Source organism: Streptomyces carminius (assembly GCF_002794255.1).
GTDB lineage: Bacteria > Actinomycetota > Actinomycetes > Streptomycetales > Streptomycetaceae > Streptomyces > Streptomyces carminius.
The window spans coordinates 305,967-321,934 of the sequence record NZ_PGGW01000071.1; the positions used below are offsets into that span (position 1 = coordinate 305,967).

A 15,968-nucleotide genomic window follows, 5' to 3' on the forward strand; every position below is an offset into this window, starting at 1 on the left:
GCCCGCATGACCGCCCGTGCGTACGCCTCGGTCTGGAGCAGGCCGGGGACCACCCGGCACTCGTACGTGCACAGACTCACCGCCGTCCTCTCCAGCCCGGCCCACATCCGGAACCACACGGCCAGCCCCGGCTGCCACCCCATGTGCCTGGCCACCGCGCGCAGGGCGCCGAAGGCGTCCAGGACCTCCTCCACCCGCTCGACGAAGTCGGCGGGTGCCAGGCGGCGGCCCTGCTCGACCGAACTGACGAAGTGGGAGAAGTAGTTGAGGAGCGGACCGAGTTCCTCCTGAGTGAGCGAGGCGCGGTCACGGAAGACCTTGAGGACGGCGCCGAACGCCTTCATGCTGTCGGACGTCTCGGGCCGGCTGCTGTTGTCCGCCATGGCGGACCCCTCGTCGCCTCGTCGTACTGGTCGTACCTGCTCAACGAGGGCGGGGACGGTACGGGCACGCGAGGGTACTCGTACACCGAGGCGACCCGAGTCGTACGCCGGGCAGCGCACCGGCACGTCCGGCAGCGTGTCGCGGCGGCCGGGCACGACCCGGAACTGCTGGAGACGGTATGCCGGGGAGACACCCTGGGGAAGCGGCCGCGCGGCACGGAACTGCCGCGCGGCCGCTTCCCGCGGCTCCGGTGCGGCGGTCGGTCAGGTGCGGGTCCACCGCTGGTTCGGCTGATCGTTGCAGTGCCACGTCGTGACGCCGGTGCCGTTGGACCGCCCGTGCCACACGTCCAGACAGAGACCGGAGATCTTGGCCACGAGTTCGCCCTTGGCGCTCAGCTGGAACTGCTGGGCCTGCGTGCCGTTGCACTCCCACATCTGGATCACGGCCTCGGTCGACTGCGAACTGTTCTGGACGTCCATGCACTTGTCGTCGATCCGTACGGTGCCGTCGCCGGGGAAGCGCCACTTCTGCGCCTGGGAGCCGTCGCAGTCCCAGACGACCAGCTTCGCCCCCAGGTTTCCGTCCCCCGCGCTCAGGCACTTGCCGGTGTCGGCGCTGACGACCCGGACCGTCCTGATCCCGGGTTCGGCCGCGGGCTTGGTCGGGGGCTTGGTCTCGGTCTTCCGCGTCACGACCTTCTTCTTCTGCGCCTCCTTGGAGGGTTTCTCCTCGTCCTCCCCGGCACCGGCCGGCGGCACGGCCCGCTTGGTCACCGTCCCGGCCGACGGTGTCTTCGAGGGCTTGTCCTTCGCGGACTTCGAGTCCGGCGTGGCGGGTGCGTAGGTGGCCGGAGGGCGCCGCAGCTCGTCGCCGCCGAGCGAGGTGTCGGCGCTGTCGGCGACCACGACGGTGTCCTTCTCCTCCTCGTCGGACCCGCCGTTGACCATGATCAGCAGCGGAATCGCGATGAGGACCGAGCCCGCGATGCCGGCCGCGGCCAGCATCGGCTTCTTCGGGCTGCCGGGAGGGGCGTCGCCGTTCCCGGCGGCGGCGCCCGTGCCGAGCGGCGCGGCGGGCGCGGCGGCCGAGAGGGCCCCGGCGGTGTCCGGCTCCGCCGCTCCGGTGGCGCTCCGGTCCTGGGCCCGGGTCCGGCCCCGTGCCGGGGCCAGAGCGGTGTCCGGCGCGGTGGACGGGGCTGCGGACGAGGTTGCTGCGGCGGCGGTGGCGGTGGCCTCCGGAGCCGTCCTCGGCTCCGGCTCGGCCTTCTCCGGCTCCGGCTCCGGATCGGCCGACACGGCCGTCGCCGCCGAATCGGCTGCCCGGGCGGTCCGCTCGTCCGACGCGGTGTCCGGGCGCACCGCCTTCTCCTCGCTCCCCGGCGCCGGAGTCCGGGCCGGGACGGACGGGGCCAGCGCCTGTCCCGGGTCCGCGGCCACGGAAGGCAGCGCGACCGCCCGGCGGACGGACGAGTCGTTCTCCGCAGGGCCGCCCGAGGAGGCCGGCGTCTCCGTGTCCCTGGAACGCTCCTGGCGAGGCATCACGTGTCTCCTTGGTCGTGCTGTCGCGTGTCCCCCCGGCCGCCGGGGGGACGGGTCACGCAGGGCCGTATGGCCTGCCGGCCGCCCGGCGTACGTGCCGGCGCGGTGTTCCGGCCGTTGCCGGCCCCGGCCGGCGGGTGGGCCCCCGTGGAGGCCCCCCGACCTGTCGGATGCCGCCACGCCGCTGTCGGTTCTCCTCCGGCCCGTGGTCTTCGTCATCCGGTGGGCCCGGAAGGGGTGGCCGGGCCTTGTCCGCCGTCACGGGCCGCGATTCTGCCGCGGTCCGTGCACGGGAGGGGACAGAAGAATATGCGGCAGGCAACTGCGGAATGCCGTCGGCCCTCCCTCGGCCCGGACCGCGGGAGAACCGAACCGGCACGGCGGGGCGAGCAGTTGACCGGTGGGCCGGGTTCCTCCCGGGCGAGCGGAGCACTGTCGCGGAAGGCCGGGGCGCGGCAGGACCGAGGTCCGTGACCGGGCGGCCGGCCCGGGGCCACGGGGTGAGAGGCACCGGGCGCGGCCCGGAGGTCAACCACGGGCATACGGCACAGGGCACACGGCGGTCCGGCACATCTCAGGTCTGGGCTGGACGACCGGGCGGCGCGGCGCTCGTAGTGTCCATGCCCAGGTCGGACGACGACCTGTCAGCGAGCCGGCCACCGCGACGGGAACGCCGCGGCCGGCGACACCGAATTGGGGGATTCACCATGAACTTCCGTGCTACGGCCGCCCGGGCGGCGTTCACCACGTCCGCGGTCGCCGCCGCGACGATGCTGCTCGGCACCCAGACCGCCTTCGCCGCCGTGAACGACAGCTTCTCGGTGTACACCACGAGCGGCGGATGCGGCTCGGTCGACTTCGTCGACTACGGCGAGGGCTGGCCGGGCGGCGGCAACAACGACGACTACCTCGTCATCCACGACTACTGCTCGGACGGCAAGGGCGTCCGGGCGTACGCCTGGGTCGACGGCGTGTACCTCGGCGCCAGGAACAACACCAACGGGCTGGCCGGCGCCGCCGTCCTCTGGGACCCCGTCGGCAACGTCACCGCCGGTGAGAAGGTGGGCGTCAAGGTCTGCCTCTTCAACAGCGACAACACGCTCAGCCGGTGCAACGAGGTGTCGCGGGTGAGTGCGGACGGCTGAGGCCGTCCCGTGCGGCGTGCCGTCGACGGGGGCGGCACGCCGCGCGCTCACCGGGCCTGGCCGGGGACGACCAGCCCGCTCTCGTACGCCATGACGACCGCCTGGGCGCGGCTGTTGAGGGAGAGCTTGACCATGATCCGGTGCAGGTGCGTCTTGACGGTTCCCTCGGTGACGTGGAGCCGCTGGGCGACGGCCTCGTTGTCGATGCCCAGGCCGACCAGCCGCAGGACCTCCCTCTCCCGCGCGGTCAGCCCCGACAGGGCCGCCGGCCCGACCGCCGCGGCGGGCCGCCGGGTGTATGCCTCGACCAGGCGCCGGGTGACGGCCGGGGCGAAGAGCATCTCGCCCCGGGACACGACCCGGACCGCCTCGACGAGCCGCCGCGGCGAGGTGTCCTTGAGGAGGAAGCCGCCGGCGCCGGCGCGCAGCGCCGCGTACACGTACTCGTCCACGTCGAAGGTCGTCAGCACGATCACGTGCGGCGGGTCCGGCACGCTGCTCAGGATCTCCTCGGTGGCGGTGATGCCGCTCATGCCCGGCAGCCGGATGTCCATGAGGATCACGTCCCACCGCTCGCGGCGCGCCGCCTCGACGGCCGCCTCCCCGTCGGAGGCCTCGCTCACCTCGGTGATGTCCGGCGCCGTCCGGAGCAGGGCGGCCAGGCCGGCTCTGACGAGTTCCTGGTCGTCCACCACGAGCACGCGTGTCATGTTCTGCGCTCCCCCCGGCCCTCCGGGTCCGCACGGTGACGCGCGTGGACCGGAAGGACCACCTCGACTTCGAAACCGCCTCCGTCCCGCGGTGCCGCGGACAGGCGTCCCCCGCAGATCCTGGCCCGTTCGCGCATGCCGACCAAGCCGAGTCCCGAGCCGGGGACGGTTTTTGGCCCCGTGCTCCGGCGGGCGCGGCCGTCCGGGCCGCCGCCGGCGCCGTCGTCCCGGACGACGAGGGCGACCTCGTCCGGGGTGTGGTCGAGGGTGAGGTCCACGTGTGCGCCGGGGGCGTGCTTGATGACGTTGGTGAGCGCCTCCTGTGCGACCCGGTAGAGGCACACCTCGGCGGTGGGCGGCAGGGGGACCGGTTCCCCCGACTGCGCGAACCGTACGTCCAGGCCGGCCGCGGCGGCGCCGCCGACCAGTTCCGGCAGCCTCGCGAGGCGGGGCGCCGCCTCGTAGGAGGCCGCCTCCGGTCCGTCGTCGTCGGACTGGACGCGCAGGACGGTGAGCAGGCGCCGCAGTTCGTCGAGCGCGCCGCGGCCGGCCTCCGCTGCGGTCCGCAGGGCACCGCGGGCGGTGGGGACGTCCGAGGTGAGCACCGTCTCCGCGAGCCCGGCCTGGATGGTGACCACCGACATGTGGTGGGCCACCACGTCGTGCAGTTCCCGCGCGATCGCCATGCGTTCGAGCGTGACGGCGTCGCGGGCGCGTGCCTCCTGCTCGGCCACCAGTTCCGCGGTGACCTCGCGGAGCCTGGCGTTGGCGCGGACGAGGAGGTAGCGGGTGTGGCCGAAGAAGACGGCCACCACGGGGACGAGAACGGCCTGGGCGACCACCAGTGCGAGGTGCAGACGTCCGGCGAGCCCGCTCAGCACCGTGACCGCCGCCACGGGGACGGCCGCGGCCCAGGCGACGGCGACCGGGCGGCACCCGGCCAGGCTGAACAGTCCGATGACCGGCGTCCACCAGTTCACGGACGGCTGGTAGCCGCAGCCGAGGTAGACGGCGTAGCAGGCCCCGGACGCCAGCACCGTCAGGAACGGCAGCCGCCGCCGTGCCGCCAGCGGCAGCGCGGTCAGGACGGCCAGGACGTAGCCGAGCCCGTCGAACGCGCGCCAGCCGGAGGGCTGGTAGTAGGTGCCGGCGACGCAGGTGACCGCCGCGAAGCCGAGGGCGACGGCGGAGTCGGCCGACAGGGACCGTAAGCGGGAGGAGGACACCGCAGGATGCTACGACCACCCCGCGGTTCCGTTCGGCGCTCCCGTTCGGCGGTCCCGTTCAGCGCTCGTTGCCCGCGCGCAGCCAGGCGAGGTAGTCGGCGGCGGCGCGTTCGGTGTCGTAGTCGGGCCGGTAACCGGTGTCCGCCCGGAGGCGGGTGATGTCGAGGTGGGTCCGCGAGGCGGTGCCGCCGGTGGGCAGGTCGATGCGGGCGTCGGGGACGGTCTTCCGGATCGCGGCGATGATCTCGGCGTTGGTCGTCGCACGGCCGGAGCCGATGTTGTAGGTGCGGTGGCCCAGGTGGTCCGCGAGTTGGAGGAGGGCGATGGCCCGGCCGGTGTCCTTGACGTAGCACAGGTCGATGGCGTCCTCCGCGTACGCGGGCCTGCCGAGGAGGGAGAGGTCCGGCTCGGTGCCGAGGGCGGCGGCGCGGACGAGTTCGGGGGCGGCGAAGAACAGCGGGCCGTGGGGGTCGCGCGGTCCCCAGGTCGCGGAGATGCGGTAGTTGACGACCTCGACGCCGGCGGCGTCGGCCAGGTGGCCGCCCAGGAGTTCGCCGATCTTCTTGAAGGTGGGGATCAGGTGGGGTGCGGTCATGGGCAGGGGCAGGTCCTCGCCGAGCGCGCCCTCGGCGGTGACGCCGCCGTACACGCCGATCGTGCTGGCCACGCCCACCCGCGTGACGCCCCAGGTGCGGGCGGCCTCGAAGACGTTGCACAGGCCGCCGATCACCTCGCGGGTCTGCTCGACGGGCCGGCCGGGGTCGGGCGGCCAGGGCATGGATCCGGCGAGGTGCACGATGCCGGTGATCTTGTGGCGGGCACCGACGTCGAGCAGCGCCGTCAGGTCGGTGATGTCGGACCGCTCCACCACCGTACGGGTGCCGTCGAGGGCGGCCGGCGGTTCGGCCGCCCGGCGCTGGACCAGTACGCAGTCCTCGCCCAGGTCCGAAAGGGCCCGCACGGTGTGGGAGCCGATGAAGCCGAGGCCTCCGGTAACCAGGATCATCTTGAAACTCTTCTCGTGTCTGACCGGCCGCCGCCCGGCCGGCCGGTCTCGTGCGGTCGGCGGCGGGTGCGGTGGGAAGGGACGTCCGTGCCGGCCTCCAGCCGAAACGGAGCGTCGTTCCGGTAGCGTACGGAACGATGTTCCGTTTTTCAAGGCGCGAGGGGAGCGGCGCCGGTACACACCGGTTTCTTGCCGGAACGGCAACGGGCGTGACGAGCGCGGAACGGGACGCAGCATGATGGGGACCGGCGCGGCCGGAGCGGCGACAGCGGGCTCCGGGCCGTTCCGTCCGCCGACAACGGCCGGCAACGGCCGTCCGCACCGTGGAGGATTCATGCAGCACACGCCCACCCCCGGCCCCGTCCACCGGCTGGTGCCCTCACCCGCCGGCCGCATCCACCTGGTGGAGCAGGGCAGCGGGCCGCTGGTCCTGCTCGTGCACGGGTTCCCGGAGTCCTGGTACTCCTGGCGCCACCAGCTGCCCGCGCTGGCCGAGGCGGGCTACCGCGCGGTGGCGATCGACGTACGCGGTTACGGGCGCTCCTCCCGGCCCGAGGCCGTGGAGGCGTACCGGATGCTCGACCTGGTGGCGGACAACGCCGCCGTGGTGCACGCCCTGGGCGAGCGGAGCGCCGTGATCGTCGGGCACGACTGGGGCTCGCCGATCGCGGCCACCTCCGCCCTGCTGAGGCCCGAGACCTTCCGCGCGGTCGGGCTGCTCAGCGTGCCCTACACCCCACCCGGCGGGCCGAGGCCCACCGAGGTCTTCGCGCGGATGGGCGGGGACGGCGGGGAGGAGGAGTTCTACGTCTCCTACTTCCAGCGGCCGGGCCGCGCCGAGGCCGAGATCGAGCCGGACGTGCGCGGCTGGCTGGGCGGCCTCTGTGCCGCACTGTCCGCCGACACCATGCCCCCGCCCGGCGCCCCGCACCCGTACTTCGTCAGCCGCGGCGGCACGATGCGCGACCGCGCCCCCGCCGACGGCCGGCTTCCGGCCTGGCTGAGCGAGGACGATCTCGACTTCTACGCCGGGGAGTTCGAGCGCACCGGAATGACCGGCGCCCTGAACCGCTACCGCAACATGGACCGGGACTGGGAGGACCTGGCCGACCACGCCGGAGCCCCGATCACCCAGCCGTCGCTGTTCATCGGCGGCTCCCTGGACGCCTCGACCACCTGGCTGGCCAAGTCCATCGCGGCGTATCCCACCACCCTGCCCAACCTCGCCGGCTCACACGTCCTGGACGGCTGCGGCCACTTCGTCCAGCAGGAGCGCCCCGAGGAGACCAACCGGCTCCTGATCGACTGGCTCGACTCCCTCGACCTGTGAGACCCGGCCGCCGGGCACCCGGGGGTGCCCGGCGGCCGGGACCGTGCGCCGGAGCCCCGGCGGCCGCCGCTCGGCGTCCACCGGCCGGTGGCCTCCGGACGGGAGGCCACCGGGTGCCCGTCCTACGGGGTGCCGCCGGTGATCAGCGGGCGGGCCGGGCCGAACGCGGAGCCGTCGGTGAGGGCACGGCCGGAGAAGCCGACCAGGTCGCCCCGGTCACTCCGGGCCCACAGGTCCGCGAAACCGTCGCCCTCGAAGTCGCCGCCGGTGGACAGGTGCGGATACGCGGCGGCGGTGAAGCCACTGCCGATGGAGGTGGTACGGACGGCCGGGTCGGCGTACACGCTCAGGTCCGCGACGGCGGCACCGTCCGCCACCGGGTTCGGGCGGCTGGTGTACTGGTGGACGGTGCCCTTCACGGTGTCGCGGGCCCACAGCTCGGGCAGGCCGTCCCCGTTCAGGTCGCCGGGCGCGAGGAGCGTCATGTCCTGCCAGTCGGCGCCGCCGAGCCGGACCGGCAGGATTTCGTCGAGGAACGGGCTCACCCGGTGGCCGAAGTAGAGCCACAGCTCCCCGCCGGACTTCACCAGCAGATCGGGCGCGTCGCTGTCGTCGACCCTGCCGTCGCCGTCGTCGTCGTTGAGGCTGCCGACGGACAGGATCTGGTCGGCGTCCGCCCAGTGGTCGTCGGCATCGTCCACGACCTTCAGTTGCCAGCTCCCGCTGTCCGGGGAGGTAAGGCCGCCGTCGCCGTTGCCCTCGTGGACCCACAGTTCCTTGACCCTCGGGTCGTCCCAGCCGGGGCGCAGGATGACGACGTCCTCGTAGTAGTCCTCGTTCCAGGTACCGCGATGGGTGAGGACCGCCTCTCCGAAGAACCGCTCGTCGCCGACCCGGCGGCCCGGCGGCCCGGCTCGAACGTGCCGTCGCCCCGGCCCCGGTGGAACAGCAGGGCCCCGGTGTCCGGGTCGACAAGCCACAGGTCGACGGCGGAGTCACCGTCGAGGTCACCGGACCTGTCCCGGTGCGGGGGGCGCGTCGGGTGGAAGAGGTAGCGCCTCAGGTCCGACTGGTTGCCCGCGGCGTCGAGACTGCGGACGTACAGGTACTGCGGGCCGGACCGCAGCGGGCGGTGGGTGACCGTCGCGGAACCGCCCGGCCCGTCGGCGTCTATGGACCCGCCGGCGCCGTCCTCGGTCCCCCACACATAGCGGACGACGTCGTCCACACCGCCCGCGGTGAAGGTGAACTTCCCCTCCGTACGGACCGGGTTGCCGTCCTCCTCCTCCGGGAACTCCTCGGAGGTCACCCCGGGCGGGCTCGACGGGCGCTCCTTGTCCAGGCTGAACGTGCACCTGTCGGTCCAGGGGCTGTGGGCGGTGCCGTCACCGGCCCTGACCTCCCACCAGTACGTCACCCCTTCCCGGAGGTTGTCCGACGGGACGTACACGCTCGCCACGGAGCCGCTGCTCGCCTTGACTTCGGCGGTCACGGCCGGGCCGTCCTCGGGCGCGTAGCGGAACTCGGCGGTGAGGTTGTTGTCCTCCGCGTCGTTCACCTCGGCGCGCAGCGTGACGTAGTCGGTGGTGCCGATGACGCCGTCGGCGCAGGGCACGGACGGGTCGGTGGAGTGGTTGGAGGGCGTGTCCGGCGGGGTGTTCGACTGCGTCGACACCCGCGCGGAGTCCTCGTGTGCGGGGCCCTCGGCGGCCGTCGCGGCTGCCGGGAGAAGTGCGAGCGTTCCCGCCGAGAGGGCCGTCGCCAGCGCGGCCGACAGTACCTTCCGGCAGGTCCCCCCGGGGCCGCTCGCGGCCCGTCGTGAAGTCTTCCTCATATGGATTTTTTTCCGCCCGTCTCTCGCGGTGCAGTGGTCGGTGTGCACAGGGCGGCGCACACACCTCGCGGTGTGAGACATCCCGGTTCCCCCGGCCCCGCGCCCGGATGTCGCCCGGCGCGACGGCCGACCGGAGTGCGCCCCCGACGGGCTTTCTAGCAGGTCCGGCGGCATGGGCGCGACGGATATCCCGTGGCCGCCATTTATCCGGACAACGCCGGTGGCCCCGCGATCCGGGCGATCGCGGGGCCACCGGCTTTCGGGTTCAGGCGGTCGGGTGCCCGTTCTTGACCGCCGACACGAACGAGGACCAGCCCGCCGCCGGGAAGACGAGTACCGGCCCCTGCGGGGTCTTGCTGTCCCGTACGGGTACGACGGCGGCGAAGTCGTCGCAGACCTCGACGCACTCGCCTCCGTCCTGATTGCTGTAGCTGCTCTTGCGCCAGGTCGCGGCACTCAGGTCGATGGAACGTCGCACAGCACTTCCTCCAGGATGGCCAGGACGAACTTCTGCGACTCGGCAGGGGGCAGCGCGGAGTCGCGCATCGCATCGTACGCGCGTTGCAGGCGTTCGACCGGAGCGTCCGCTTCGATGAGGTCGCCCCGGTAGCCGTTCTCCAGGTAGGCCGCCGTCTGTCCGCCCGGGAGCCGCAGGAACATCACGGTGGCGTTGACCAGCCCGTGCATGCCGGCGCTCAGCGGCAGCACCTGCATCGTGACGTTCGGCCGCTCGGCCATCTCCAGCAGGTGCTCCAACTGCTCCCGCCACTCCCCCGCGTTCCGCAGCGGTGTGCGCAGCACCGCCTCCGAGAGGATCGTCCTCAGCGGCGGGGCGTTCTTGCCCTCCAGCAGCTCCCGCCGGCTCGTCCGCGCCGTGACCTGCCGTTCCAGTTCCTCCCCCGCCAGCCCGCCCGCGGCCAGCACCTCCCGCGCGTACGCCGGGGTCTGCAGCAGTCCCGGCAGCACGCTCACCGCGAAGTGCCACAGGCTCGCCGAGGACGGCGATGCAGACCACCGCCGCCAGGCAGAACGCGGCGACGATCACGGGGATGACCAGTGTGGCGTTGTCCCCGGTCTCGGCCTGCACCTTGGTGAAGATCAGCGGCGCGAAACCGGCGCCGAGACCGGCGATCTGGTAGCCGAGGGACGCGCCGGTGTAGCGGTTGCGGGTGGCGAACAGCTCCGTGTACAGCGCCGCGAGCGGGCCGTACATCAGCGGGTGCAGCAGCGACTGCCCGATCACGAGCGCCAGGACGGGCATTCCCGTGCTGCCGCTGTCGACCATCGGGAACAGTACGAACGAGTAGGCCGCCACCGCCAGCGCGCCCGCCGTCACCACCGGGCGGCGCCCCAGCCGGTCGGAGAGCGACGACCAGCCCACGATGCCGGCCACCGCCAGGGTCGAGGAGAGCGCCAGGCTGTAGAGCACCGTCTGCCGTTCGTAGCCGCCGTTCACCGCGTAGGCGATCAGGTAGGTGGTCAGCATGCCCTGCACGACGAACGCGGACAGGCCGACCCCGATCCCCAGCAGCAGCACCCGGGGGTGGTGGCGTACGACGTCCCACAGCGGCAGGGACCGGCGCGGCGCCTGCCGCAGCCGCCTCTCCTCCTCGGCGAACACCGGGGTCTCGGCGACCCGCAGCCGGATGAACAGGCCGACGGCCAGCAGCATCAGGCTGAGCAGGAAGGGGATGCGCCAGCCCCAGGAGATGAAGGCGTCCTCCCCCACGATGGCGGCCGTCCCGGAGAGGGCGACGGTGGAGAGCGCCATGCCGAAGGGCGCCCCGGCGTTGGTGAAGCTGGCCCACAGCCCCCGCCGCCCGGTGGCGTGCTCGGCGGACATGAGCACGGCGCCGCCCCACTCGCCGCCCACCGCCACGCCCTGCACGATGCGCAGCAGCACCAGCGCGACCGGGGCCAGGGTGCCGGCCTGCTCGTAGGTGGGCAGGACGCCGATGAGGAAGCTGGCGACGCCCATGAGGGACATCGTCAGGACCAGCATCCGCTTGCGGCCGATCCGGTCCCCGAAGTGCCCGAAGAGGATGCCGCCCAGCGGTCTGGCCAGGTATCCGGTGGCGAAGGTGCTGAAGCCGGCGAGGGTGGCGGCCAGCGGGCTGAGGTTGGAGAAGAAGACCTCGGCGAAGACCACCGCGGCGGCGGTGGCGTACAGGAGGAAGTCGTAGTACTCGATGACGCTCCCGATGAAGCTGGAGGTCACCGCCCGGCGCAGTTGTACGGGGTCGTGCGCCGGCTTCGGGTGTGGCTGTCGGGGGGAAGCGGCCTGCATGTCGTGAGCTTCCTTGCTCGGCCGAGGGGGGCCGGCCCGGTGGGAACCGGTGTTCCCGGGGCGGCTGACGTGGCTGCCCGTACCGCCCGGGGCGCCCGGTGGGTGGCGGGCCGTGACCGGCCCGGTCGGCCGATCCACTCAAAGTGAGGCACTTTTTTTGCCTGGGTCGAGATCGTGACCAGCATCGGGCGCCTCGTCTACCCTCGTGACGTGACATCCGACAACGACGAGCCCACCGCGGCGGCCTCGGCCCGTCCGCAGTCGCTCATGTTCAGCTTCCTGGGCATCTACGTGCTGGACCGCGAGGTCGCCGTCTACTCGGGAAGCGTCATCGACGTCTTCGCCCGCCTCGGGGTGTCGGAGGAGGCGGTGCGCTCCACCCTGGCCCGTATGACCAAGCGCGGCCTGCTGGCCCGGCACCGCAGGGGGCGCAAGGCGTACTTCGGGCTCACGCAGCACGCCGCCGGGGTGCTGGAGGACGGGCGCCGCCGGGTCCGCGACACCGGCGCGATCAACCGGGACTGGGACGGCACCTGGACCGTGGTCGGCTTCACCCTGCCCAACGACCGGGGCAGCGCGCGCCACGACCTGCGCTCCCGGCTGACCTGGGCCGGGTTCGCCCCGCTCCAGGGCGGCCTGTGGATCGCGGCGGGCACCCGGGACGTCGTGACGGCCCTGGCCCCCCTCGGCCTGGGGGACCACATCACCACCCTGCGGGCCCGGCCCACGGGTCTGACCGACTCCGCCGACCTGGTCCGCCGCGCCTTCGACGTCGAGGCCGTCGCCGCCCGCTACCGGGCGTTCCTGGAGCGGTGGGACACCAGCACCCCGCCGGTCGCCGACGACGACCTCGCCTGCCAGATCCTGCTGCACACCGACTGGCCGCAGCTCGTCCGCCAGGATCCGCACCTGCCGGCCGAGCACCTGCCCGAGCACTGGCCGGCCATCCGCGCCGAGCAGGTCTTCCGCCTGCTGGACCACAAGGTCGCCCCGGGCGCGCGGGCGTCGGCGACGGAACTGCTGGACGAGATCGAGCTGTGACGACGCCACAGCGTCCCCGTGCCCACCGGCTCAGTGGGCACGGGGACGACGGCGGCGAACCGGACCCCACACCCGAACCCGAGCCGAAGTCCTTCCCTCCCCCGACCGGCACGGCCGTCCGGGACAGCAGCCGGTCGTGGCCGGGTGCACGCGCGAAGCCCTGGCCCGGCCGCGGGCGGGGCCGAGCGCGGCGGTCGTCCAGCCGGCCCGCCTCGGTGAGCCTCCCGTGTGTGCTGCCGTACGGCCGTCCGGGACGGCACGGACGACGGACTCAGTAGAGGGTGGCGAGGTTCTCCGCGTCGAAGGGCCGGAGTTCACCGAAGCGGCCCGCGAGGACCTTCGCGGCCCACTCCGGGTCACCCAGCAGGGAGCGGCCGACCGAGACAAGATCGAACTCGTCTCGCTCCGCCCTTTCCAGAAGGGCGCCGATGTCCGCGACGCCGCTCCCCTTCCCCTGGAAGGCGTTGAAGAACTCGTTGTCCAAGCCCACCGAACCGACCGTGACGGTGGGACGACCGGAGATCTTCTTCACCCAACCTGCCAGGTTGAGGTCGGAGTCCTCGAACTCCGGCAGCCAGTAGCGGCGCGTGGAGCAGTGGAAGGCGCCGACTCCGGCTTCGACCAGCGGAGTCAGGAGGGCTTCGAGCTTCTGCGGCGTCGGGGCGATCCTGGCCTGGTAGCCGCCCTGCTTCCACTGGGACATGCGGAAGAGGATCGGGAAGTCCGCGGAGACCGCCTGACGGCAGGCCGCGACGACTTCGGCGGCGAAACGGGTGCGGGAGACGAGGTCGCCGCCATAGGCGTCGGTGCGGCGGTTGGTGTAGTTCCACAGGAACTGGTCGATCAGGTAGCCGTGGGCACCGTGCAGTTCGACACCGTCGAAGCCGCGGGCCTCGGCCTCGGCTGCAGCGGTGGCGAAGGCTCCGACCACGGCGTCGATGTCCGCCTGCGTCATCGCGTGGCCCCGCTCCCTCCCCTGCGGGGGGATGCCCGAGGGGCCCATGCGCGGGACGTCCGGGAAAGCCGGGGAGCCGGCGGCACGCGCCATGCCCATGTGCCACAGCTGCGGAATGATCCGTCCGCCCGCGCGGTGGACCGTGTCCGCCACCTTCGTCCAGCCGTCGAGTGCCTCCTCCCCGTGGAAACGGGGCACGCGGTCGCTGTCGCCGGCGGCGGGGTGCCCGATGTACGTGCCCTCGGTGATGATCAGCCCCACCTGAGCGGCAGCCCGCCGGGCGTAGTACTCCGCCACCTCGGCGCCCGGCACGCCGCCGGGTGAGAACTCGCGGGTCATCGGCGCCATCACGATCCTGTTGCGAACAGTGAGACTTCCCAGGGAGAAGGGCCTGCCGAGCACGTTCGCGGTGCGTGTAGCCGAGTCGCTGGTCATGGAGAGGTCCACCTTCGGTCGACGGCGCCTGTGTGCGGCGCATTCCGTTCTGTACGGTCGGCGCCACCGGATCCGCCGACTCCCCTGCGGCCGGGGAGACCGGTGGGCTGGGCCCGGCGGTCGCAGGATCCGGACGGGGTCAGGCCGCCACCGATCCCACATGGGAGCGGACCCACTCCACCACCTGGCCGGTGGGGGCGCCGGGCGTGAAGATCTCGGCGACGCCCTGGGCCTTGAGCGGGGCGATGTCGTCCTCGGGGATGATGCCGCCGCCGAAGACCTTGATGTCCTCCGCGTCACGCTCGCGCAGCAGCTCCAGCACCTTGGCGAAGAGCGTGTTGTGCGCACCGGAGAGGATGGACATGCCGATCGCGTCGGCGTCCTCCTGGATCGCGGTGTCCACGATCTGCTCGGGCGTCTGGTGCAGGCCGGTGTAGATGACCTCCATACCGGCGTCGCGCAGCGCCCGCGCGATCACCTTGGCGCCGCGGTCGTGGCCGTCGAGCCCCGGCTTGGCGATCACCACGCGGATTCGGTTGCGCATCGTCGTGTTCCTCCTCTCCCCTCGGGCCTGTGGTCAGAAGGTGTCGGTGGGGGTGTAGGCGCCCCACACCTCGCGCAGCGTGTTGCAGACCTCGCCGACGGTGGCGCGCTCGCGCAGCGCCTCCCTCATCGGGTACAGCACGTTGTCGCTCCCCTCGGCGGCCTTCCTGAGCAGGACGAGTGACTCGTCCACACGGGCCTGGTCACGCCAGGCCCGCAGTTTGGCCAGGCGTTCGGCCTGCTGGGCCTCGATGGCCGGGTCCACCCGCAGCGGCTCGTAGGGCTCCTCCTCGTCGAGCTGGAAGCGGTTGACCCCGACGACCACCCGCTCGCCGGAGTCGGTCTCCTGGGCGATGCGGTACGCGCTGCGCTCGATCTCGCCCTTCTGGTAGCCGTGCTCGATGGCGGCCACCGCGCCGCCCAGCTCCTCGACCTTCCCGATCAGCCCGGTGACCAGCTCCTCGATCTCGTCGGTCATCCTCTCGACGACGTAGGACCCGGCGAAGGGGTCGACGGTGGCGGTCACGTCGGTCTCGTGCGCCAGCACCTGCTGGGTGCGCAGCGCCAGCCGGGCCGACTTGTCGGTGGGCAGCGCGATGGCCTCGTCGTAGGAGTTGGTGTGCAGTGACTGGGTGCCGCCCAGCACCGCGCCCAGGCCCTGCACGGCCACGCGCACCAGGTTCACCTCGGGCTGCTGGGCGGTGAGCTGCACCCCCGCGGTCTGGGTGTGGAAGCGCAGCATCAGCGACCTGGGGTTCTTCGCGCCGAAGGTCTCCCTCATCACCCGCGCCCAGATCCGGCGGGCCGCGCGGAACTTGGCGACCTCCTCCAGGATCGTGGTGCGGGCGACGAAGAAGAAGGAGAGCCGCGGCGCGAAGTCGTCCACGTCCATGCCGGCCGCGACCGCGGTGCGTACGTACTCGATGCCGTCGGCCAGGGTGAAGGCGATCTCCTGCGCGGGCGTCGCCCCGGCCTCGGCCATGTGGTAGCCGGAGATGGAGATGGTGTTCCAGCGCGGGATCTCGGCCCGGCAGTACTTGAAGATGTCCGAGATCAGCCGCAGCGAGGGCCTGGGCGGGAAGATGTAGGTGCCGCGGGCGATGTACTCCTTGAGCACGTCGTTCTGGATGGTGCCGGTCAGCTTCGCCGCCGGCACGCCCTGCTCCTCGGCCACGAGCTGGTAGAGCAGCAGCAGCACGGCCGCCGGCGCGTTGATCGTCATCGAGGTGGAGACCTCGCCCAGCGGGATGCCGTCGAACAGCACCCGCATGTCCTCGATCGAGTCGATCGCCACGCCGACCTTGCCGACCTCGCCGCTCGCGATCGGCGCGTCGGAGTCGTGGCCCATCTGGGTGGGCAGGTCGAAGGCGACCGACAGACCCATGGTGCCGTTGGCGATGAGCTGCTTGTAGCGCGCGTTGGACTCGGTCGCCGTGCCGAACCCGGCGTACTGCCGCATCGTCCACGGCCGCCCGGTGTACATGCTCGGGTAGACGCCCCGGGTGTACGGGTACGCCCCCGGCTCGCCCAG

13 protein-coding genes and 3 pseudogenes are annotated in these 15,968 nt (G+C 72.6%); 3 read left to right on the plus strand and 13 right to left on the minus strand.

The genetic code is table 11. From position 1 onward, the window contains the following. Nucleotides 1-35: 35 nt before the first annotated feature. Together CUT44_RS32450 and CUT44_RS32455 are read right to left on the minus strand one after the other, a co-directional pair. A pseudogene (locus CUT44_RS32450) lies at nt 36-383 on the minus strand (helix-turn-helix domain-containing protein); the annotation flags it as partial. Between the two features lie 264 nt (nt 384-647). Beyond that, nucleotides 648-1,925: an RICIN domain-containing protein gene (locus CUT44_RS32455; protein ID WP_100205573.1), complete on the minus strand. Its 1,278-nt coding sequence runs from the start codon at nt 1,923-1,925 to the stop codon at nt 648-650. A 707-nt stretch (nt 1,926-2,632) separates the two neighbouring features. Between CUT44_RS32455 and CUT44_RS32460 the strand changes: the two genes are divergently transcribed. Then, nucleotides 2,633-3,070, plus strand: a complete 438-nt coding sequence (locus CUT44_RS32460) for a hypothetical protein (protein WP_100205574.1) — start codon at nt 2,633-2,635, stop codon at nt 3,068-3,070. 47 nt (nt 3,071-3,117) lie between these two features. Here the strand turns inward: CUT44_RS32460 and CUT44_RS32465 are convergent, their stop codons facing one another. From CUT44_RS32465 to CUT44_RS32475, 3 genes are read right to left on the minus strand one after another with little or no spacing between them, the layout of a single operon-like run. Continuing rightward, nucleotides 3,118-3,780, minus strand: coding sequence for a response regulator (locus CUT44_RS32465; RefSeq protein ID WP_100205575.1), 663 nt, complete (start codon nt 3,778-3,780; stop codon nt 3,118-3,120). Then, nucleotides 3,777-5,006 carry a sensor histidine kinase gene (locus CUT44_RS32470; protein ID WP_233221825.1) on the minus strand — a complete coding sequence of 410 codons (1,230 nt, stop codon included), beginning with the start codon at nt 5,004-5,006 and terminating at the stop codon, nt 3,777-3,779. The genes CUT44_RS32465 and CUT44_RS32470 overlap by 4 nt, the downstream gene beginning before the upstream one ends. A gap of 58 nt (nt 5,007-5,064) precedes the next feature. Beyond that, nucleotides 5,065-6,012: an NAD-dependent epimerase/dehydratase family protein gene (locus tag CUT44_RS32475; protein WP_100205576.1), complete on the minus strand. Its 948-nt coding sequence runs from the start codon at nt 6,010-6,012 to the stop codon at nt 5,065-5,067. A 334-nt stretch (nt 6,013-6,346) separates the two neighbouring features. Between CUT44_RS32475 and CUT44_RS32480 the strand changes: the two genes are divergently transcribed. After that, complete coding sequence (locus tag CUT44_RS32480; protein ID WP_100205577.1) at nt 6,347-7,342, plus strand: alpha/beta fold hydrolase; 996 nt, start codon at nt 6,347-6,349, stop codon at nt 7,340-7,342. Between the two features lie 122 nt (nt 7,343-7,464). Here CUT44_RS32480 and CUT44_RS32485 read toward each other — a convergent pair whose 3' ends face one another. From CUT44_RS32485 to CUT44_RS34425, 5 genes and pseudogenes are all read right to left on the minus strand, one after another. Next, entirely contained in the window at nt 7,465-8,043 is a 579-nt protein-coding gene (locus tag CUT44_RS32485) for a hypothetical protein (RefSeq protein ID WP_100205578.1), read from the minus strand. 5 nt (nt 8,044-8,048) lie between these two features. After that, nucleotides 8,049-9,017, minus strand: a complete 969-nt coding sequence (locus CUT44_RS32490) for a hypothetical protein (protein WP_146252338.1) — start codon at nt 9,015-9,017, stop codon at nt 8,049-8,051. A gap of 424 nt (nt 9,018-9,441) precedes the next feature. Next, on the minus strand, nt 9,442-9,654 hold the full coding sequence (locus tag CUT44_RS34415) for a DUF397 domain-containing protein (RefSeq protein WP_100205624.1): 213 nt from the start codon (nt 9,652-9,654) through the stop codon (nt 9,442-9,444). Then, a pseudogene (locus tag CUT44_RS34420) lies at nt 9,633-10,175 on the minus strand (DUF5753 domain-containing protein); the annotation flags it as partial. The gene CUT44_RS34415 and the pseudogene CUT44_RS34420, both read right to left, overlap by 22 nt. Nucleotides 10,176-10,242: 67 nt before the next feature. Then, nucleotides 10,243-11,463, minus strand: a pseudogene (locus CUT44_RS34425) (MFS transporter); the annotation flags it as partial. A gap of 210 nt (nt 11,464-11,673) precedes the next feature. Here CUT44_RS34425 and CUT44_RS32515 point away from each other — a divergent pair. Beyond that, nucleotides 11,674-12,504 (plus strand): PaaX family transcriptional regulator, encoded by an 831-nt coding sequence (locus CUT44_RS32515; RefSeq protein ID WP_233221826.1) that lies wholly within the window; start codon nt 11,674-11,676, stop codon nt 12,502-12,504. A gap of 271 nt (nt 12,505-12,775) precedes the next feature. On the opposite strand, the gene CUT44_RS32520 is transcribed toward CUT44_RS32515, so the two are convergent. The 3 genes from CUT44_RS32520 to CUT44_RS32530 form a co-directional block, all read right to left on the minus strand. Further along, entirely contained in the window at nt 12,776-13,894 is a 1,119-nt protein-coding gene (locus CUT44_RS32520; RefSeq protein WP_100205581.1) for an NADH:flavin oxidoreductase, read from the minus strand. Nucleotides 13,895-14,033: 139 nt separating this feature from the next. After that, nucleotides 14,034-14,438, minus strand: a complete 405-nt coding sequence (locus CUT44_RS32525) for a cobalamin B12-binding domain-containing protein (protein WP_100205582.1) — start codon at nt 14,436-14,438, stop codon at nt 14,034-14,036. Nucleotides 14,439-14,471: 33 nt separating this feature from the next. Further along, nucleotides 14,472-15,968: acyl-CoA mutase large subunit family protein (locus CUT44_RS32530; RefSeq protein WP_100205583.1), on the minus strand; the 1,497-nt coding region annotated here is incomplete at its 5' end.